General features: G+C 66.0%; 15 protein-coding genes. 12 read left to right on the top strand and 3 right to left on the bottom strand.

What is annotated here, in order from left to right; all coding sequences use genetic code 11:
• Positions 1–137 precede the first annotated feature (137 nt).
• The 9 genes from dnaN (at position 138) to ABIB91_RS21995 (ending at position 12,737) form a co-directional block, all read left to right on the top strand.
• The gene (gene dnaN, locus ABIB91_RS22035; RefSeq protein ID WP_007598262.1) at positions 138–1,256 is read left to right on the top strand and encodes a DNA polymerase III subunit beta; all 1,119 of its coding nucleotides are present in this window, start codon (positions 138–140) and stop codon (positions 1,254–1,256) included.
• A gap of 109 nt (positions 1,257–1,365) precedes the next feature.
• Complete coding sequence (gene recF, locus ABIB91_RS22030) at positions 1,366–2,502, top strand: DNA replication/repair protein RecF (protein ID WP_354165993.1); 1,137 nt, start codon at positions 1,366–1,368, stop codon at positions 2,500–2,502.
• A gap of 134 nt (positions 2,503–2,636) precedes the next feature.
• Positions 2,637–3,374, top strand: coding sequence for a hypothetical protein (locus ABIB91_RS22025; protein WP_354165986.1), 738 nt, complete (start codon positions 2,637–2,639; stop codon positions 3,372–3,374).
• Between the two features lie 126 nt (positions 3,375–3,500).
• Positions 3,501–5,669 (top strand): hypothetical protein, encoded by a 2,169-nt coding sequence (locus ABIB91_RS22020; RefSeq protein ID WP_354165979.1) that lies wholly within the window; start codon positions 3,501–3,503, stop codon positions 5,667–5,669.
• A 280-nt stretch (positions 5,670–5,949) separates the two neighbouring features.
• Positions 5,950–8,385: a DNA topoisomerase (ATP-hydrolyzing) subunit B gene (gene gyrB, locus ABIB91_RS22015; RefSeq protein ID WP_354165970.1), complete on the top strand. Its 2,436-nt coding sequence runs from the start codon at positions 5,950–5,952 to the stop codon at positions 8,383–8,385.
• A 315-nt stretch (positions 8,386–8,700) separates the two neighbouring features.
• Positions 8,701–9,996: a UDP-N-acetylglucosamine 1-carboxyvinyltransferase gene (gene murA / locus ABIB91_RS22010; RefSeq protein WP_354165963.1), complete on the top strand. Its 1,296-nt coding sequence runs from the start codon at positions 8,701–8,703 to the stop codon at positions 9,994–9,996.
• A 214-nt stretch (positions 9,997–10,210) separates the two neighbouring features.
• Entirely contained in the window at positions 10,211–11,605 is a 1,395-nt protein-coding gene (locus ABIB91_RS22005; protein ID WP_354165956.1) for an MATE family efflux transporter, read from the top strand.
• Positions 11,602–12,090, top strand: coding sequence for a DUF2867 domain-containing protein (locus tag ABIB91_RS22000; RefSeq protein WP_219678929.1), 489 nt, complete (start codon positions 11,602–11,604; stop codon positions 12,088–12,090). The genes ABIB91_RS22005 and ABIB91_RS22000 overlap by 4 nt, the downstream gene beginning before the upstream one ends.
• On the top strand, positions 12,087–12,737 hold the full coding sequence (locus ABIB91_RS21995) for a 2-hydroxychromene-2-carboxylate isomerase (RefSeq protein WP_354165943.1): 651 nt from the start codon (positions 12,087–12,089) through the stop codon (positions 12,735–12,737). The genes ABIB91_RS22000 and ABIB91_RS21995 overlap by 4 nt, the downstream gene beginning before the upstream one ends.
• A gap of 1 nt (position 12,738) precedes the next feature.
• Here ABIB91_RS21995 and ABIB91_RS21990 read toward each other — a convergent pair whose 3' ends face one another.
• Positions 12,739–13,854, bottom strand: coding sequence for an FUSC family protein (locus ABIB91_RS21990; protein WP_007598281.1), 1,116 nt, complete (start codon positions 13,852–13,854; stop codon positions 12,739–12,741).
• Positions 13,855–13,977: 123 nt separating this feature from the next.
• Between ABIB91_RS21990 and ABIB91_RS21985 the strand changes: the two genes are divergently transcribed.
• Positions 13,978–15,345 (top strand): MmgE/PrpD family protein, encoded by a 1,368-nt coding sequence (locus tag ABIB91_RS21985; protein ID WP_354165932.1) that lies wholly within the window; start codon positions 13,978–13,980, stop codon positions 15,343–15,345.
• A gap of 188 nt (positions 15,346–15,533) precedes the next feature.
• Here ABIB91_RS21985 and ABIB91_RS21980 read toward each other — a convergent pair whose 3' ends face one another.
• A complete protein-coding gene (locus ABIB91_RS21980) occupies positions 15,534–16,958 on the bottom strand; it encodes a serine hydrolase domain-containing protein (RefSeq protein WP_354165926.1) in 1,425 nt (474 codons plus the stop codon).
• Positions 16,959–17,103: 145 nt separating this feature from the next.
• Entirely contained in the window at positions 17,104–18,168 is a 1,065-nt protein-coding gene (locus ABIB91_RS21975) for a helix-turn-helix domain-containing protein (protein WP_354165919.1), read from the bottom strand.
• A 272-nt stretch (positions 18,169–18,440) separates the two neighbouring features.
• Here ABIB91_RS21975 and ABIB91_RS21970 point away from each other — a divergent pair, with 272 nt between their 5' ends.
• Positions 18,441–19,358, top strand: coding sequence for a pirin family protein (locus ABIB91_RS21970; RefSeq protein WP_007598296.1), 918 nt, complete (start codon positions 18,441–18,443; stop codon positions 19,356–19,358).
• 77 nt (positions 19,359–19,435) lie between these two features.
• Positions 19,436–20,350, top strand: a complete 915-nt coding sequence (locus ABIB91_RS21965) for a phosphoribosylaminoimidazolesuccinocarboxamide synthase (RefSeq protein ID WP_007598297.1) — start codon at positions 19,436–19,438, stop codon at positions 20,348–20,350.
• Positions 20,351–20,523: the final 173 nt, after the last annotated feature.

Below are 20,523 nucleotides of genomic sequence, written 5' to 3'. Positions count from 1 at the left end.
CACCTTGCGCGACCCTGACGGCTTTGGTCATATCGGCTGGATGATCCGGCTTTCCGGGGTCTTCGGTGCCGTGGCGCGCGTCCCGCCGCCCGGCTTTTCCAGATTTGTGTTTCCTTGGGGATCGGGCGAGTAGTGCAATGAAGGTTACGGTCGAACGCGCGCAACTCCTGAAGTCGCTGGGCCACGTCCACCGCGTGGTCGAGCGCCGCAACACGATTCCGATCCTCGGCAACGTGCTTGTTAGGGCCGAGAACGCGAAATTGTCGCTGAAGGCGACCGACCTCGACCTCGAGGTCACCGAAACGCTCGCGGCGGAAACCGCGACCGCGGGCTCCACCACCGTGCCGGCGCACATGTTCTACGACATCGTGCGCAAGCTACCGGACGGTTCGCAGATTGTGCTCGAAGCCGACGGCGACCGCGCCGTGCTGGCGATCCGCGCCGGCCGCTCCCGCTTCACCCTGCAGACCCTGCCGGAGAATGATTTTCCGGATCTCGCCGCCGGCGACATGTCGCATTCGTTCAGCCTCGCCGCCAAGGACGTCAAGCGGCTGATCGACCGCACCCAGTTCGCGATCTCCACGGAGGAGACCCGCTACTATCTCAACGGCATCTATCTGCATGCCGCGGGCTCCGCCAAAGCCGCCACCCTGCGCGGCGTCGCCACCGACGGCCATCGCCTCGCCCAGCTCGACCTAGTCCAGCCCAAAGGCGCCGAGGGCATGCCCGGCGTGATCGTGCCGCGCAAGACCGTCGGCGAGGTGCAGCGCCTGATCGAGGACAACGAGGCCGAGGTCACGATCGAGCTGTCGCAGGCCAAGATCCGCTTCACCATCGGCAATGTGGTGCTGACCTCGAAGCTGATCGACGGCACCTTCCCCGATTACGGCCGCGTCATCCCGCAGGGCAACGACAAGGAGCTCGTCGTCGACAAGAAGGATTTCGAGAACGCGGTCGACCGCGTCTCGACGATTTCCAGCGAGCGCGGGCGAGCCGTGAAACTCTCGCTGTCGCCGGGCAAACTGGTGCTGTCAGTGACCAATCCGGATTCCGGCAGTGCGACCGAAGAGCTCGAGGTCGAATACGCCTCCGACGCCCTCGATATCGGCTTCAACTCCCGCTACCTGCTCGACATCGCCGCCCAGATCGAAGGCGACGTCGCAACCCTCCGGCTCGCCGACCCGGGCTCGCCGACCCTGGTGCAAGACCGCGACGACAAGAGCGCGCTCTACGTGCTGATGCCGATGCGGGTGTGAGGGCTACCGGCGCCCCTTCGCATCGACTACATCCGTCATGGCCGGGCTTGTCCCGGCCATCCACGTCTTTGGAGGACCCAAACGTGGATGCCCGGCAACGACAAAGACAATGACCCCCTCCCGCATTCATCGCCTGACGCTGACGCATTTTCGTAATTACCGGGCGGCGGGGCTCGAGGCTAAGGCTGACATGGTGGCGCTGGTCGGGCCGAACGGAGCAGGCAAGACCAATTGCATCGAGGCGATCTCGTTCCTGTCGCCGGGACGCGGCCTGCGGCGCGCGACGCTGGACGACGTCGCCGACAACCAGGGCGACGGCTCCTGGGCGGTGTCGGCACAGGTCGAGGGCGCGCTGGGCCTTGCCACGCTCGGCACCGGCATCGATCCGCCGCGCGCAGATAGCCCGGTCAGCCGGCGCTGCCGCATCGACCGCGAACCGGTCAATTCGGCGGCGTCGTTCGGCGACCACATCCGCATGGTGTGGCTGACGCCGGCGATGGACGGGCTGTTCATGGGCGCGGCGTCCGAGCGGCGGCGCTTCTTCGACCGCCTGGTGCTTGCCATCGACAGCGACCATTCCAGCCGCATCTCCGCGCTCGAACGCTCCCTGCGCTCGCGCAACCGCCTGCTCGAGACGCGCAATTACGACGACCATTGGTGTGACGCGATCGAACGCGAGACCGCGGAGCTTGCGGTCGCCGTCGCCGCAACCCGCGGCCAGACCGCGGCGCGGCTGACCGGCATGTTGAATGCACGCGCGCAGGCCTCCGCCTTCCCCTCGGCACAGATCGCGCTCGACGGCTGGATGGAGAACGCGCTGCTGACGGAGACCGCGACGTCGGTCGAGGACCGCTACCGCCAGATCCTGCGCGACAACCGTCCGCGTGACGCCATCGCCGGCCGCACCACGGATGGTCCGCATCTCACCGATCTGCAGGTGATCTACGCGCCGAAAAGCATGCCGGCGCGCGATGCCTCGACCGGCGAGCAGAAGGCGTTGCTGATCGGGCTGGTGCTGGCGCATGCGAGCCTGGTCGCCGAGATGACCGGCATCGTGCCGCTGCTGCTGCTCGACGAGGTCGTCGCGCATCTCGATCCGAGCAGGCGCGCGGCGCTGTTCGACGAGCTGCGCAAGCTCGGCGCGCAGGTGTGGCTGACCGGCGCAGATCCCGCTGCCTTCGCCGAGATCGGCGCCGGGGGCGAGATCTTTGACGTCGAAAGCGGACAGGTATCGGCCCGGCGGTAGTCGCCGCCGTTGAACCAGCCCCATTTCCGCCGCGACTAGTTGCCGGAGGCGGCGCCGACGGTGACGCAGCCGGTTGCAATCGCGCAATGACATCACGCGCGAGACCCTGGACGCGCGATACCCTGGAGAGTGAAATGCGGACGGCAAGGTCCGGGGCGCAAGCTTCGGCACGATGGCGGGCGTTTGCGTGCGGCCTCGTCTTGCTCGCGACGTGCATGCTGGCGGCAAGCGCCGGCGCCTGGATGCCGCAGCCGCTGTTTTCGGCCGATCTCGCGCCGGATCCCGATGCCAGGCTGCCCGCACCGACCCGCTACAGCTTTAGAGGTATCCACACCACCCTGATGCGGGGCGTCGACGCGCCGCTTCGCGTCAAGCTCGAAGCCACCGTGCCCGCCGAACTCGGCGACGTCCTCGCTTTCTACCGCAGGGAGCTCGGAAAGCTCGGCTGGCAGGAGCAGCACGATGGCGCCGTCGTCTCCGCCGATCACGTCCAGCTCGCGTTCGTCTCTCCGCTCGGACCGGCCATGCTGGAGCTCGGCCGCAAGGACGGCAACACCTCCGTCCATCTCGTGCAGAAGAACTCGGATACAGCAATCCGGGTGAACGTCATGCCCGAACCGGGCCAGGCGAAGCTGGTGTTCAGCAACATCGGCGAGACGGAAGCCGTGCTCGGGATCGACGCGCAGACCATCAAGCGCGCCGCCGGCGCTAACGCCGTATCGCTGGATCTGGCGCCCGGCAAATATTCCTACGAACTGAACGTCCCCGGCCGTCCGGCCCACAGCAACATCCTCACCGTCGCGGCCGGCGACGCCTGGGAGCTCACCGTCGGGCGCGACGGCGAGGCATGGTCGCCACTCCAACTGTATTGACTAGACCGGGAGCTTTGAACCTGCCCGGTTCCTGCCGCGACTTCTGGTCTGAGGCCCCGCCGACGGTGTTGCAGCCGTTGCAATCGCGCGCGCCCAAGCGCCGCGCGGCATCCTGGAGACGTAACGATGGCGATGATCCCGCGCGGGATGCAAGTCCCGGCACGATGGCGGCTGCTTGCATGCGGTCTCTTCCTGATGGCGAGCTGCTCGATCGCGGCCGGCGCCGACGAGGGAATCGTCGACGTCCACGCGCTGCCCCAGCTCGAAGGTGCGGTGGAAGACATCTCGCGCCCCGACCCCTATAGCGTCGAATATCGCGTACCGACGCGGCAGGCCGTGACACTGCCCGCGGTCCAAAAGCTCCTGAGCGACAACGGCTGGGTCGCTTATGTGATGCCACTCGAGGAGAAAAGCAGCCTGCTGAAGTTCAGGAAGGGGCGACACGGCCTTTCCGTTCATTTCACGCAGGCCCCCGGCCGGCCCGACCAGTCCGTGGTGTACTACACAACCGACCGGATCTACGGGAACGTGCCGTTTCCGGAAGGCGCAAGCGACATCGTGTTTGACGGGACGCGGCCCTATCTCGGCTGCATCGCGCCGACGGCGCTCGATGCAACGTCGGGTTTCTATGCGAGCCAGATGGCTGCGATCGGCTGGCAGAAGCTCACGCCGGAAAGCGCTGCGCGCTGGACGACCAGCCTGGATGAAACCGCTCCCAATGGGCTGCGCGCGTTCTACGCACATGCCGATAGCAAGGAGACCGGCTTCTATCAGCAGAAGCCCGTGATGCTGACGCTGACGCGCCGCGACGATGGCCGCACCCATGTCGATATCCGGGTCGCGCCCTTCGCGCTGCCCGGCGAGCTCAAAGCCGATAGCGATCTGGCCGGCCTGCCGCGGCCGAGCCCGACCAAGACGGCCATGGGCCTCGGCAGCGCGAGCGACAACAAGCGCGAAATGTCGGCCGCCGCGATGGCCGAGCTGCCCGCGGTACTCGCCTTCTATCACCGCGAGCTCGCCGCGCGCGGCTGGCATGAGGACGGCAGCGCACCGCTCGCGCCCGGCGACGAGGTCGCGATCAAGATCTCTTCCGCGGAGGAAACCGGCGTGCTGCGGCTTGGCCGCAAATACGATTTCACCATGGTCAGCCTGACGGCGCAGGTGAAGGACTCCGCGCTTGCCGCCCGCGCCAAGGCGAAGAAAGAGGCCGACGACAAGTTCCTTGGGGATGCGTTAGGTGCGGCCAAGCAGCTCATCACCGCCGACGAAGCAAGACGCAAGGTGCAGGCGGCCGCATTGTCGGACGCGCCGCTGAATGCGCTCGCCGACAGCAAGACGCCGGTGCCGCTGCCTGAAAACGCCGAAGGCGTGAACTTCGAAGGCGGCGAGGGCAGGCTCGAATTCTCCTCGTCCTCGAGCGTGAAGGCGCTCACGGCGTTCTATCGCGCATCGCTCAAGCCGGCGGGCTGGAAGGAGCAGCCCTCCGTCATCAACCAGCCCAACATGGCAATGATGGAATTCTCCAGGAGCGGCAAGTCGATCTCGATGACCGTGATGCAGATGGGACCGAAGGTGAACGTCAGCGCCAACGGCTCCGGTCTTGTTATCGCCGCGGCGAAGCCCGTCGAGGCCAAATCGAGGCAAGCCAAGGTGGTCCAGACCAAATCGAAGGAGCCGCTCACGCCCGATCCCGATTCGGCCCTGCCGGTGCCGACACAGCACAGCTCGACCGGCATCAGCTCCACGAAATTCCCCGGCAGTGACCAGTCGTTCCGGACCGAGCTCGAAGCCAGCATCCCCGCCGAGCTTGGCGAGGTCCTCGCCTTCTATCGCACGGAGCTGACCAACCGCGGCTGGCAGGAGAAGGCCGACGGCGCAATCGTAACGGCCGAGCGGGCGGAGCTCGCGTTCACCTCGCCGGAGGGACCGGCCGTGCTGAAGCTCGGCCGCGCCAAGGACGAGACGACGGTCAGTCTGGTGCAGCGGAATCCGCAGGCCGCGGCCAAGGCCGACATCATGCCGAAGGCGGGACAGGCCAGGCTGATGCTCGGCAATATGGGGCCGAAGGAAGCATCGCTGACGATCAACAATCAAACCGTGAAGATCGCGGCCGGCGCGGGCGGTCCGCAGTCGCCGAAAGGCCCGATGCTCGATCTGCCGCCCGGCAAGTACCAGTACGCGCTGCGTCTGCCGGGGCGCCCTGCCCGCACCGAAACCCTCACCGTGGCCGCCGGCGATGCCTGGGGCCTCCTGGTGGGGCCAAACGGAGACGTGCTGCCGCTTCAGATGTATTGAGCTGCAAAGCCATTCCGGGGCGTTCCAGGCGCCTCGGAACACCCTTCGTCCCCGCGAAATCCACGCCTTCCAGCGCCCGAAACGGCCTCTCGAATCGCGCTTTTTCCAACCCGCCGAATCGGCCTTCGAAGGCCTTGAAAATCGGCCAAAAAATTCCATCTAATCAAAGACTTGCCGGGAGATACTTTGCGCTAGGCGCAATCCGTCTTTCGTGGCACAAATAGCCTGCATATCAGCGCCTTTTGCGCCGCTGATTCGGGCGACATCTCGAAGGCCTCTCATGACAGAACCTGCTCGGCAGACGCCTGCCGAAAACGAACCCTCAAATCCGGGCGATTACGGGGCGGAATCGATCCGCGTGCTCAAGGGTCTCGACGCCGTCCGCAAGCGCCCGGGCATGTATATCGGCGACACCGATGACGGCTCGGGCCTGCATCACATGGTCTACGAGGTCGTCGACAACGCGATCGACGAGGCGCTCGCGGGCCACGCCACGCGCGTGGACGTGATCCTCAACGCCGACAATTCCGTCACCGTGCGCGACGACGGCCGCGGAATTCCCGTCGACATCCACAAGGGCGAAGGCATCTCGGCAGCCGAGGTCATCATGACCCAGCTTCATGCCGGCGGTAAGTTCGACCAGAATTCCTACAAGGTTTCCGGCGGCCTGCACGGCGTCGGCGTCTCCGTCGTCAACGCGCTGTCGAGCAAGCTCGGCTTGCGCATCTGGCGCGACAACAAGGAACACTACATCGAATTCGCCCATGGCGATGCGGTCGCGCCGCTCAAGGTGGTCGGCGATGCGCCCGGCAGGCGCGGCACCGAGGTGACGTTCCAGGCCTCGACAGAGACCTTCAAGAACATCGAGTATGATTTCGCCACGCTGGAGCACCGGCTGCGCGAGCTCGCCTTCCTCAATTCGGGCGTCAACATCGCCCTCTCCGACATGCGTCACGCCGTCGAGAAACGCGAGGAGATGCACTATTCCGGCGGCGTCGAGGAATTCGTCAAATATCTCGACCGCAACAAGAAGGCGATCGTGCCGGCGCCGATCATGGTGCGCGCGGAAGCCAACGGCATCGGCGTCGAGGCCGCGTTGTGGTGGAACGACAGCTACCACGAGAACGTGCTGTGCTTCACCAACAACATCCCGCAGCGCGACGGCGGCACCCATCTCGCCGGTTTCCGCGGCGCGCTGACGCGCCAGGTCAACGGCTATGCCGAGGCCAATGCGAAAAAGGAAAAGATCGCGCTGACCGGCGACGATTGCCGCGAAGGCCTCACCGCCGTGTTGTCGGTGAAGGTGCCGGATCCAAAGTTTTCGTCGCAGACCAAGGACAAGCTGGTGTCCTCGGAAGTGCGTCCCGTGGTCGAGAACGTGCTCAACGAGGCGCTGCAGGCCTGGTTCGAGGAGCACCCCTCCGAAGCCAAGATGATCGTCGGCAAGGTGATCCAGGCGGCGGCCGCCCGCGAAGCCGCGCGAAAAGCGCGCGAGCTGACGCGCAAGAGCCCGCTGTCGGTCTCTTCGCTGCCCGGCAAGCTCGCCGACTGCCAGGAGAAGGACCCGGCGAAATCCGAGCTCTTCATCGTCGAGGGTGACTCGGCAGGCGGCAGCGCCAAGCAGGGCCGCAACCGCGAATTCCAGGCCGTGCTGCCGCTGCGCGGCAAGATCCTCAATGTCGAACGCGTGCGTCCCGACAAAATGCTGCACAGCGAGCAGATCGGCACGCTGATCACCGCGCTCGGCACCGGCATCAGCGACGAATTCTCGATCGAGAAGCTGCGCTATCACAAGATCATCGTGATGACGGACGCCGACGTCGACGGCGCCCACATCCGCACGCTGCTGCTCACTTTCTTCTACCGTCAGATGCGCGAGATCATCGACGGCGGCTATCTCTACATTGCCCAGCCGCCGCTCTATAAGGTCAACCGCGGCAAGTCCGAGCAATATTTGAAGGACGAGCGGGCGCTGGAAGACTATCTGATCGATACCGGGCTGGACGATTGCGTCTATATTCCCGGCACTGGCGGCGATCGTACCGGCCGCGACCTGCGCTCTTTGGTCGACGACGCCCGCGCCGTCCGCGGCGTTCTGCGCAGCCTGCACACCCGCTACAATCGCAAGGTGATCGAGCAGGCCGCCATCACCGGCGTGCTCAACAAGGCGATCTACGGCGATCCGGAGAAAGCCGCCGCGGCCGCGCAATACATCGCCGCCCGCCTCGACACGCTCGCCGACGAGGTCGAGCGCGGCTGGATCGGTCAATATTTGGAAGGCCATGGCTTCCAGTTCGAGCGCACGGTGCGCGGCGTCAAGGACGTCGCCCTCATCGACGACGCGTTCCTGGGCTCGGTCGAAGCCCGCAAGCTCGACGAGTATACGCTCAAGCTCCAGGACGTTTATGCCCGCCCCGGCAAGCTGCGGCGCAAGGACGCCGAGCACATGGTCTACGGCCCGGTCGATCTGTTCGAAGCGGTCACCGACGCCGGCCGCAAGGGCGTCTCGCTGCAGCGTTACAAAGGGCTGGGCGAGATGAATCCGGAGCAGCTCTGGCAGACGACGCTGGACGTCAATGCGCGATCACTGCTCCAGGTGAAGGTCAAGGAGGTCGACGAGGCCGACGACATCTTCACCAAGCTGATGGGCGACGTGGTCGAGCCGCGCCGCGACTTCATCCAGGAACATTCGCTGAGCGCGACGATCGATATCTGAGGCCGCCGGCTTTTGGATTTCGAACTGCTGGCCAAGCGCTCGCTGCAACCTCTCCCGCTTGCGGGGGAGGTCGGCGCGAAGCGCCGGGTGGGGACTTTCTCCTCGCCGGGATATGCTCCGTAAACTTCGACCATCCCATCGCGGAAGCACCCCCTCCCCAGCCCTCCCCCGCAAGCGGGAGAGGGAGCGCACCTGTGTCGGGGCTGCGAAGCGAGATCGAGCCGCGACAAGTGCAGAATTGCTCCCGCGCTCAATTCTCGGTAGTTTCCGCCTCCAAACTAGCCGCCCCACCCAAACAAGACAGCGAGAGACCCCGTGGCGCCCATCCAGTACATTGTCGAGGGCGGTCACCGGCTCTCGGGCTCGATCGAGCCGTCCGGCAACAAGAATTCCGCGCTGCCGATCATCGCGGCAGCCCTGCTCACCGAGCATCCGGTGACGCTGGAAAACGTGCCGCGGATCCGTGACACCGAGACGCTGGTCGAACTGATCCGCTCGGTCGGCGCTGCCGCGGAATGGACCGCCCGCAATACGCTTCATATCCATGCCAAGAGCATCCGCTCCGCCGATCTCGATCCGGACTTGTGCGTCCGCATCCGTGCCTCGATCCTGCTCGCGGGCCCCCTGCTCGCCCGCTGCGGCGAAGTGATGCTGCCGCCGCCCGGCGGCGACGTCATCGGCCGCCGAAGGCTCGACACGCATGTGCTCGCGCTCGAGCAATTGGGAGCCAAGGTCACCGCGACCGACCGGCTCGAATTCCGCGCTTCGAAGCTGACCGGCGCCGACGTGTTCCTGGACGAGCCCAGCGTGACCGCGACCGAGAACGCGCTGGTCGCAGCCGTCGCCGCCGAAGGCACCACCTATTTGCGCAACGCCGCGTCCGAGCCGCATGTGCAGGACCTCGCCAACTTCCTCGTTGCGCTCGGCGCTGAGATCGAGGGCATCGGCACCAACACCATGATTGTGCACGGTCCGGCGACGCTGGGCGGCGCGACCTACCGGATCCAGCCCGACCATATCGAGGTCGGCTCGCTGATCGGGCTCGCAGCCGTGACGCGTTCGCCGCTTCGCATCGTGCGCGCGGGCGTCGAGCACCTGCGCTCGATCCGCATGGGATTCGAGCGGCTCGGCATCGTCTGCCGCATCGAGGGCGACGATCTCATCGTGCCCTCGAACCAAACGCTGAAGATCCAGGACGATTTTGGCGGCCACGTGCCGAAGCTGGAGGACCAGCCCTGGCCGGCCTTCCCCGCCGATCTGATGTCGATCGCGATCGTCACCGCCACGCAATGCGAGGGCGTGATCCTGATGTTCGAGAAGATGTTCGAATCGCGGATGTTCTTCGTCGACAAGCTGATCGCGATGGGCGCGCGCATCGTGCTGTGCGATCCGCATCGCGCCATCATTGCCGGTCCAAGCCGGCTGCACGGCGCGACGATGACCTCACCCGACATTCGCGCCGGCATGGCCATGCTGCTCGCGGCCGTCTGTGCCGAGGGCACCTCGACCATCAACAACGCCGACCAGATCGAGCGCGGCTACGAGCGCATCGACGAACGGCTGAATGCGCTCGGCGCGAAGATCAGGCGCGTGCCCGAGCGGAAGGGGTGAGGCGCTTTCCGGCTCGAGATCGAAGAATGGTCTCGTGCCCCGCACGCAGCGCAGCACGCCAGTGATGCGCTGCTGAGCCGGGGCCCATGCGGCTGAGAACTGCGCTCGCGATTTTCTGGGTCCCGGCTCTGCGCAGCATCGCTTCGCGCTGCAGCGCGTCCGGGACACGCGCGAGGCCATGTTTTCGTCGCCCGGCTGTGCTATTGACCCGGCCATGCTCGACACCATCCAGCCTCGTTCGCAGCCGCAAGCCGGCGTGCCGCCAAATCCTCTCGCCGACGAATTCGTCGAGACGCTGCGGCTGGCCGTACCGATGATGCTGACGCAGCTCGGGCAGATCGCGATGATCACGACCGATCTCGCGCTGATCGGGCGGCTCGGCGAGAGCGCGGTCGCAGCAGCAGCGCTGGCGCATACGGTCTATTTCGTCAGCTTCACCTTCGGGCTCGGATTGATGGCGGCGGTGTCGCCGCTGGTCGCGCAGGCCTTTGGCGCCGGCGATGTCAGGCGCATCCGCCGCTCCTTGCGCGTCGGCTTGTGGGTCGCGTGGCTGATCTCGCTGCCGATGATGGCCTCGCCGCTCTATGGCGAGCACATCCTGGTCGCACTCGGTCAGGCGCCGCACTCGGCCGCGCTCGCCCAGCGTTATCTGAATGGCCTCGCCTGGGGCATCGCGCCGGCGCTCGGCTTCATCGCGCTGCGCAGCATGATGAGCGCGGTGAACCGGCCGCAGGCCCCGCTGTGGATCACGCTCGCGGCGATCCCCGTCAATGCCGCATTGGTCTACGCCCTGATCCACGGCCTGTTCGGCCTGCCGGAGCTCGGCCTGTTCGGCGCGGGGCTTGCGACCACCATCGTCAATCTCGGCACGTTCGTCGCCACGCTCGCCATTGCGGGGCTGCGCAAGCCGTTCGCGGACTATCGTCCGCTTGCCCATCTCTGGCGAATCGACTGGCCCCTGATGCGCAAACTCATCGCGATCGGCGCCCCGATCTCGTTCTCGCTGCTGCTGGAATATGGCCTGTTCTCTTCGGCGGCGCTGCTGATGGGGTTGATCTCGATCACTGCGCTCGCGGCGCATCAGATCGCGCTCCAGGTCACCGCCGTGCTGTTCATGGTCCCACTCGGCATCGGCATGGCGGCCACCGTGCGGGTCGGCCACGCCTTCGGCCGCGGCGACCCGGCCGCAGTGAAGCGCGCAGGTCTCGTCGCCGCCGTGATCGGGATCGCGTTCGTCTCGGCGCTGACCGTTGCGATCATCTTCGGCCGTTATCAGCTCGGACAGCTGTTCTTCGGCAGCGGCGAGACGAACATGGCGAGCGTCGAACTGACCGCAACGCTGCTGCTGGTCGGCGCGACCTTCTTCATTGCCGATGCCATCCAGACCATCATGGGCGGCGCGCTGCGCGGCATCAATGACACTAGGATGACGTTGGTATTCGCCGCGATCGGCTATTGGTGCGTGGGCTTTCCCATCGCCTGGTGGCTTGCCTTTCACGCCGATCTCGGCGCGGTCGGTGTCTGGATCGGACTGTCGATCGGATCGTTCGTCTATGCCGGACTTCTGATCTTGCGCTTCCGGATGCTGACGCGCAGACTGGCGGGATGAACGGGACTGTCCGCGAAGTTACCCCCGATGTTGACGCCGGCACGCTGCTGGCCGGTGCGCAGTTCATCGACGCCTTTCGCGTAGAGATCGGCACAGCACCGGTGAATGCCCGCGAGGCCTGCACCAGGATGGTGTTGCAGGGACCGCGCTGGATCGGTGCACTGACACGCCTGCGCAACATTCTGGTGACGCCCTTTGGATTGAAGACATCGGGCGAGGGCACGCCAGCGCCGGGCGGTTTGATCGGCTTGTTTCCGGTGCTGAGCGAAACGCCGGAGCAGCTGGTCGCCGGGTTCAATGATTATCATCTCGACTTCCGCATCGTGGTCGATGTGGCCGGCGAAGCGGTGCCGCGCCACGTCACCTTGACCACGCTGGTGCGGACCAACAATCGGCTGGGCCGCGCCTACCTCGCGCTCATCACGCCCTTCCACAAGCTTGTGGCCCGCAGCATGATGGGGCGGATTGCGGAGCCGGCCCGGTGACGCTCTCCGTCGACCTCTTCTACTCCTTTCGCAGCCCGTTCAGCTATCTGGCGCTGCCCAAGACGCTGAAGCTCGTCGAAGACTACGATCTGGCGGTGAATTTGCGGCCGGTCTATCCGCTCGCAGTCCGAGTGCCCGGGTTTTTCAAGAAGGCCAGCCCGAACTTCATTCGCTATGTGGTGCTCGACAGCACGCGCGTGGCGCAGCACGAGGGCATTCCGTTCCGCTTTCCGAGGCCGGATCCGATCGTCCAGGACAAGACAACATTCGACGTCGCGGCCGAGCAACCCTACATCCACCGCCTGACCCGGCTTGGTGCCATGGCGCAGCTCGAGGGACGCTCGCTCGCATTCACCGACGCGATCGCCCGCGTGCTGTGGGACGGCTCGGTGGCGGGCTGGAACGAAGGCGATCATCTTGCGCGCGCCGCCGACAAGGCCGGCTTCGATCTCGCCGCGATGGATGCCGCGATCACCGCCGACCCGGATCGCTACGAGCAGGTGATCACGGAGAACGAGAAGGACCACGCCGCCTCCGGCCATTGGGGCGTGCCGACCTTCGTGTTCGAGAACGAGCCGTTCTTCGGCCAGGACCGCATCGATTTGCTGGTCTGGCGCATGCAGGACAAGGGCCTGACGCAGCGCTAGCTCACTCCGCCACGCGCGCGGGCTTGTCGGTCGCGGCCTCCGACCATTCGCCGACGACGCGATCGAGATCGCAGAGATTCTGGTGCATCTGCTCCAGCGAAAAGCCGAGCGCGAAGAAGCGCTCCGCGGTGTCGCTAGGCTGGCCGCGGATCAGGCCATCCTGACGCACGGCGGCGACTGCCTCGGCATAGTGCTGAAGCGCGACATGCACGGGGTGGATCGGCGGCGCGCCGGCGCCTTCGCGCAAGGCTGCGGCCGCCGAACGCAGGAAGCGCGCGATCACGGTCGAGACTTCCGTCAGCGGCGCGGCAAGCCGTGTCTGCACCTCGGCCGGCAACGGCACCACGGTCGAGCGGCCGATCATCACAACGTCATGGCGCAGCCGCAAGATCGTGCGCAACAACGGGCCGGTGTCCGGCCCGCTCGACAATCGCGCCGAGCGCTCGCGCTCGGCTTCGGCGCCAATGGTATTCATGCCCACCATTGCGGTGCCGATACCGTCCTGAATCCGATGCAGCGCGTCATTGTCGCGGCCGCGCGTCAGGCCCGCGAGCAATTCGGTGAAGGCCTCCGCGATCAATTCGAGCAGTTTTGCCGCGCTGGCGCGGATTTGCCGCACCGCGCGCGAGGGCAGCACCAGGAAGGAGACGAGCAGCCCCGTCACCGCGCCGACCGCGACCTCGCTGACGCGATCAATCGCAGAGGCCATGGGATCGGCATGATGCATCGACGGAAGCACGAGCACGATCACGGCCGTCACCGTTGCAGAGCTCAGATTCGGATAGATTGATGCGACAAAGGCAAGCGGCGCCACGGCCAGCACCAGCAGACCCAGCAGCCCCAGTTCACCGGAATAGGGGATCAGGATCGCGATGGCGCCGCCATAGATCGCGCCACCGATGGTGCCGAGCATGTAGTCGCGTGTCGCCTTCAGCGAGCGCCCGACGCTCATCTGGGTCACGATGATGGAGGTGAGGACGGCCCAGAGCGGCAACAACAGATGCAGCGCGGTGGCGAGCGCGTAGGCGCCGGTGGCCGCCACCGTGACCCGGACCGCCAGCCCCAATTGGGTCTTTCGCGACCAGACCCGGTCGAACAGCTCTCCTGCGAATGCCATGGTCGCGTATCCCCGTCCAACCCTCGTAAGCCAGCCAAAAGCATAGCTGATGCCCGCGGCCCCGAGGCCGCTTGAAAGGCCAAATCAGCCCGCCTAACTTGCGCGCCAAAACGAGGAAACACGATGGCTCACGAAACCGCAACGCTCGCCGCCTATGTCGCCAACCTGAAATTCCAGGATATTCCGGCGGAAGTGCTGGATCGGACAAAAGTCCTGACGCTGGACTTCCTCGGCAGCGCCATCCGGGCCCGCAGCGAAGCGGAATCCACCCCCTCGATCCTGAAGATGCTGGAGGCGCTTGCGCTCGATACCAAGGGCGAATCCACCGTGTTCGGCGACACCAAGACCTGGACGCCGGCGGTCGCGGCGCTGCTCAACGGCGCCCTCGGCCATTCGCTCGACTTCGACGACACGCATGCGGATTCCTCGCTGCATCCGAGCGCGCCGGTGGTTCCGGCCGCCTTCGCCGTCGGCGAGATGGTCGGCGCGTCGGGCCGCGACGTGCTGACCGCGATCGTGGCGGGCTATGAGGTCTGCTGCCGGCTCGGCAACGCGCTCGACCCGACCTCGCATTATGCCCGCGGCTTCCATCCGACCGCCACCGCCGGCACCTATGGCGCAGCCGCGGCCGCCGGCAAACTGTTCGGCCTCTCCGAGCAACAGCTCATCGCCGCCTTCGGAGTCGCCGGCAGCCAAGCCGCGGGCTCGCTGCAATTCCTGGTCAATGGCGCCTGGAACAAACGCTACCAGGTCGGCGCCGCCGCGATGAATGGCGTGATCGCCGCGACGCTGGCGCGCAACGATTTCGTCGGCGCGACGGAATCCGTCGAGGGCAAGCATGGCCTGCTCGCCGGCTACACCGACGATGCGCATCCCGACAAGGCGGTCGCCGAGCTCGGCAAGACCTACGAGACCATGAAGATCGGCGTCAAACCGTATCCGAGCTGCCGCTATACCCACGCCGCGATCGACGCGCTGATCGCGATGCGGCGCGAGCACAATCTGACACCCGATCAGGTCAAGCGGGTGGAGATCGGCCTGCATCGCAACGGCATCACGCTCACCGGCGACGCCGCGACCAAGCGGCACCCGACCTCGATCGTCGGCGGCCAGTTCTCGATGTTCTTCACCGGCGCGCTCGCGCTCGATCAGGGGTCATTTGGCTGGGACGACTACACCCGCCTTGGGGACGCAGCCATCGACGCGCTCGCCGACAAGTTCGACGTGGTACAGGACGATCGTCTCGAAGTCGGCCGCACTCACCCCTTTGGCGCGCGCGTGAGTATCACGACGGACGACGGCGTGCACGAGCGGCTCTATGCCGATCCCTCGGGAGAGCCGACCTCCTTCCCCGATGCGCGGGCGATGCAGCAGAAGTTTTTGACGCTGGCCCGCCCGGTGCTGAACGCGCGCGCGGAGAAATTCGCGGACGCGATCATGACGCTGGAGCGGTTCGATCGCGTGGCGAGGGCGACGGAGCTGGGGCGCTAGTAGAATTGCGCTACACGAGCGGTGCACCCTCGCCCCTTGCGGGAGAGGGTGGCTCGCCGCATAGCGGCGAGACGGGTGAGGGGTTCTCTCCGCGAGCACACCTCTCACAATTGCATTCGCAGAAGCATACCCCTCATCCGGCGCTTCGCGCCACCTTCTCCCGCAAGGGGAGAAGGGAAGAGAGCACCTCAGTTCGCCCCCGCCACCTTCCCTTTGTCGCGCGCTGCCTTAACCACGTCGCGCACCAGATCAAACACACCGTCCGCTTCCGGCGGCCAGTTTGGCGAACGGCCGAGCCGCACGATCACCAGACGTTCCGAGGGAATCATGATCGTGTACTGCCCGATCGTGCCCTTGGCGAAGAAGGCATCACGCGGCCAGCCGTGCTCGACGCGCAAGGTCGCGCCAAAGCTGTCGCCCTGGTTGGTCCAGAAGCCGGCGCCGATACCGACCCAGGCATTGGGCGTCGCCGACACCGAATAATTCACCCAGCCCTCGGGCAGGATGCGCTTGCCGCCGGCGACGCCGTCGTTGAGATAGAGCTGGCCGAACCGCGCCCAGTCGCGCGCGGATGCGAGCATCTCGCTCGACCCCTTGATCGTGCCGGCGCCGTCGAGCTGGAGCGTGACGTGGCGCATGCCGAGCGGCACGAACAATTCGCGGTGCGCGAAGGCAAGCGCTCCTTCGGAATTGCCGCCGGCGGCCTTGCGGATCAGATGCGCGAGCATGATGGTGTTGCCATCGTGATAATTCCACACGGTGCCCGGCGCGGTCGCAAGCGGCATGCTCGCGGCATAGGCGGCCATGTCGGCCTCCACGAATTTCATGCGATTGACCGGCTCGAACGCCGAGCCGAGCGAGGCCTGCAGCGAGCTGCCGAGCGCCAGGCCCGCGGTGTGGCGCAGCAATTGATCGGGGGTGATGGCGTGACGCGGATCGTCCGGATTTGTCCAGGCGGCGACCGGTGCGGGCCCGTCCAGCTTCAGTCTGCCCTGGCGCACGAGAATCCCGGTGAGAGCCGAGATCACGGACTTGGTCATGGAGAAGCCGAGCAGCGGCGTCTCCGGTCCGATGCCGTCCGCATAGCGCTCGGCGATGACGCGACCCGATTTCATGACGACGATTGCGCGGGTGCGGCGGAATGGCGGCGATGTCGGCTCAGCGAAGGCGCGATCGAGCGCGGCTGACAGCTCCGGGCTTTGCGGCGACACGATTGCGGGGCCGGCGATCTCGGGCAACAACGCCGGCTGCCTGTCATCAGGCGGCAGCCGGACGTCGGCAATCTCCGCACCGTGCTCGAGCGTGCAGCCGAGGCCCTCGCGATACACGGCATGGCTGCGGCCAATGCCGAACAGCGTCACCGTAACGTCCTTGCGCGCGCGATCGACCTGATAGTCCATTGCCCAGGTGAGCAGACCGGCGCCCGGCATCGCGTCAATGGTCTCGGACAAATTACGCCTGATATCGAGGCCCGAGACAAATGTCTCCGCGCAGAGCACGTCGGCGATGAAGCCGGTGGCGACCTTGGGCACGTCGTGGGCGCGAACCGCCCCGAGCGCGAGGCCGGCAAAGACGATGGTGGCGGTGAGAAGGACAATCTTGCGGCGGGTCACGGGCTTGCTCCGGCTTGAGGCGTGTGCCGGAGACGAAGCGGCATTCACGCGATGCCCGCTCGCCGAATTTGGAAAACGGCGTACCTGGAAACCGCGAGACGCTCGCCGATTCTGAGATACTCTAGATATTTCAGTGCACTAAGGCCTAGACAGCATTCACCTTGAGCCGCCGGTATTCCGTCGGCGTCACGCCGGTCACGGCCTTGAAGGCGCGGTTGAAAGGGCCGAGCGACTGGAAGCCAGAGTCCATCGCGATGGTGATGACGGGGACCTCGGCCTGAGCGGGATCGGCCAGCGCGGCCTTGGCCTCCTCGATCCGGTGGTTGTTCAGGAACACATTGAAATTTCGGTAGCCGAGCCCCTGGTTGATCAGCCGACGGAGCCGGTATTCGGGAATTTTCAGCCGGCCCGCGAGCACGCCGATGCTGATGTTCTCCTGGCGATAGATCCGCTCGTGCGCCATCAGCCGCATCAGGGCGTCGATCAGCTTTTGGTCGGCGGCGGCGTCCTCGCCCACAGGCTGGCTCGCCGCGATCGCCGGCGCAGCCTCCGCGGCGGCTGGAAACAGGTCGGCGCCGTCCACCCGCATCATCGCATAGACGATGGCCGCGACGATGCTGGCGAGCACGCCTGTATTGACGGTGTTGGCGACATCGCCGACGTCGCTGCCGACGACGAGGATCTGGAGCAGCGCGTTCAATCCGCCATAGAGCGCGGCAGCACAGACGATGAAGATGCGAACACGGCGGCGGCGCTCGACCAGATCGGCCGACCATGAGCCGATCGTCTGCATGATCGCGAGCGCAATGAAGCCGAGCACAATCAGGTTCACCGCGGTGACGACGAACCGGACATGTCCGCCGGGTGCGATCCAGAGACAACTGACGAAGCTGAACGCTGTCACCAACCCCCAGGTCAATCCGTGCCACCGGCGCAGGCGAAACTCATCGTCGAACAATGCGCGCGTGAACAGCCAGAACACCACGATATTGCCGGTCGACACCGCGATCAGCGGCGCATGCCATGCCGGGACCAGCGATGAAGTTCCGACGGAATAGCTCACAGCATGCGCGGCCGAGCCGAGCGCAAAGGCTGCACCGAGCCGGGCTGCCAGCACATTGCGGAAATCCGAGAGCAATGACGCTGCCAGCACCAGCAGCAGCGCCACGGCGGCGGCGCGAAAGGCGAGCTCGGTTGCGGCAAGGGTCATCGGGTGATGCGATGGGTCGCGGTTGACATCAGCCAAACATCCTTCGTCAGGCGTATGTTTTCAAGCACCATCCGCACCACAGCTGTCATCGTCCGGCTTGACCGGATGATCCAGTACGCCGAGACGGCAGTGATCGAACCGATAGGCCGCGGCGTACTGGATCGCCCGCTTTCGCGGGCGATGACGGCGGAGTGTGTGGCCCAGGCTTAGCCGCGACGGCCGCACGAAATCCTGCTACGATTTAGCTCGAAAAAGCCAAAAGGAGCCCTACCATGAGCTGGCAACCCTCGAACGATCCCGTGCTCGGCGATCCCATGTCCTGCGATGCGCTCGATCTCGTCATCGTGCCGCGCACGCGCGATCTCGGCGACGGCTTCGCGGTGCGGCGCGCGCTGCCGCACGGCAAGCGGCAGATGGTCGGACCCTTCATCTTCTTCGATCATTTCGGGCCGGTGCAATTCGTCTCCGGCAAGGGCATGGACGTACGGCCGCACCCGCATATCGGGCTTGCTACCGTCACCTATCTGTTCGACGGCGCGATCATGCATCGCGACAGCGAGGGCAACATCCAGGAGATCCAGCCCGGCGCGATGAATTTGATGACAGCCGGCCGCGGCATCGCGCATTCCGAGCGCACGCCGGATGTGCAGCGCGCCTCGGGGCAGAAGATGCTGGGCCTGCAAAGCTGGATCGCGCTGCCGGCCGGATCGGAAGAGATCGCACCGTCGTTCCAGCACTACGGCGCGGGTGACCTGCCGATGGTCTCCGAGCGCGACTTCACCGCGAAGGTGATCGCGGGCTCGGCCTTCGGCGTCACCTCGCCTGTTTCGATGGTGTCGCCCTGGTTCTATACCGAGGTCACGGCGGTCGCGGGCGCGATCGTGCCGCTCGATCCCGATCACGAGGAGCGCGCCATCTACGTCGTCGATGGCGAGGTCGAGATCGCGAACGAGCGCTATGAGGGGCCGCGACTGCTAATCTTCCGTCCGGGCGACCGCATCACGGTGAGGGCGCTCAAGGCCACGCGGATGATGTTTCTGGGCGGCGACGCCCTGGAGGGCCCGCGCCACATCTGGTGGAATTTCGTCTCCTCCAGCAAGGAGCGGATCGAGCAGGCCAAGCAGGACTGGAAAACCGGCCGCTTCGCCGCGGTTCCGCAGGAACATGAGTTCATTCCGCTGCCGGAATAGGCTATCCCGGTTTCCGGTCGCGCGATCAGGCGCGGCCGGATGTCCTGTCGCAAGGCCTTGCTCCGAAAGTTCTGCCGATGACCGCCATGCTCTCCAGCGACCTGCCCCTGCCTAAGATCGGGCGCGGCAAGGTGCGCGATATCTACGCCGTCGACGACGACCGCCTGCTGCTCGTCACCACCGACCGCATCAGCGCCTTCGACGTCGTGATGGGCGAGACCATTCCGATGAAGGGCGCGGTGCTGACGCAAATCAGTGCCTTCTGGTTTGGCGAGCTCGAAGGCGTGGTGCCGCATCACATGATCAGCGCCGACACCGACGAGATCATCGCCGCCGTGCCGGCCTTGAAGCCGCATCGCGCCGAAATTCTCGGCCGCGCCATGCTGTGCCGCCGCACTACGGTATTTCCGATCGAATGCGTGATCCGCGGTTATCTCTCGGGCTCGGCCTGGAAGGAATATGCAGCAAGCGGGACGCTGGCCGGCGAGAAGCTGAAAGCAGGCCTTGTCGAAAGCGAGAAGCTGGAGCCTTCGATCTTCAGCCCGGCGACCAAGGCCGAGACCGGCCATGACGAGAACATCACCATCGCGAAGATGCGCGAGGTCGTCGGCGACGAGACGGCCTACACGCTCGAGAGCATGACCCGCGCGATCTACACGCTCGGCGAGGAGCTCGCCCGCGAGCAGGGCATCATCATCGCCGACACCAAGTTCGAATTCGGCCGCGACAAGGACGGCCGCATCATCCTGATCGACGAAGTCATGACGCCGGACTCCTCGCGATTCTGGGCCGTCGACGCCTACAAGCCCGGCCAGCCGCAGGCGAGCTTCGACAAGCAGCCGCTGCGCGACTATCTCGACGTCGAACGCCGCGCCGGCCGCTGGAATGGCGACGCCCCGCCGCCGCCTTTGCCCGCAAGCGTGGTGGACGCGACCAGCAAGCGATATCTGGAAGCATACCGCCGGGTGACGGGGAGTGAGCTGAAGATTTAGCTCGGCTGTTTCGTCCCGCTCCGTCATTGCCCGCCGGCTCGATGCCTCCCCGGCGTGGGGGGGGGGGGGGGGGGGGGGGGGGGGGGGGGGGGCGCGGGGGGCGGGGGGGGGGGGGGGGGGGGGGGGGGTGGTGGGGGGGGGGGGGGGGGCGGGGCGGGGCGGGGCCTGGGGGT

Origin of the sequence: Bradyrhizobium sp. JR4.3 (assembly GCF_040547695.1) — a bacterium.
In the GTDB taxonomy this organism is placed as follows: Bacteria; Pseudomonadota; Alphaproteobacteria; order Rhizobiales; family Xanthobacteraceae; genus Bradyrhizobium; species Bradyrhizobium canariense.
Note: the sequence above shows the minus strand (reverse complement) of the source record. Positions and strands in the feature narration are given on the sequence as shown.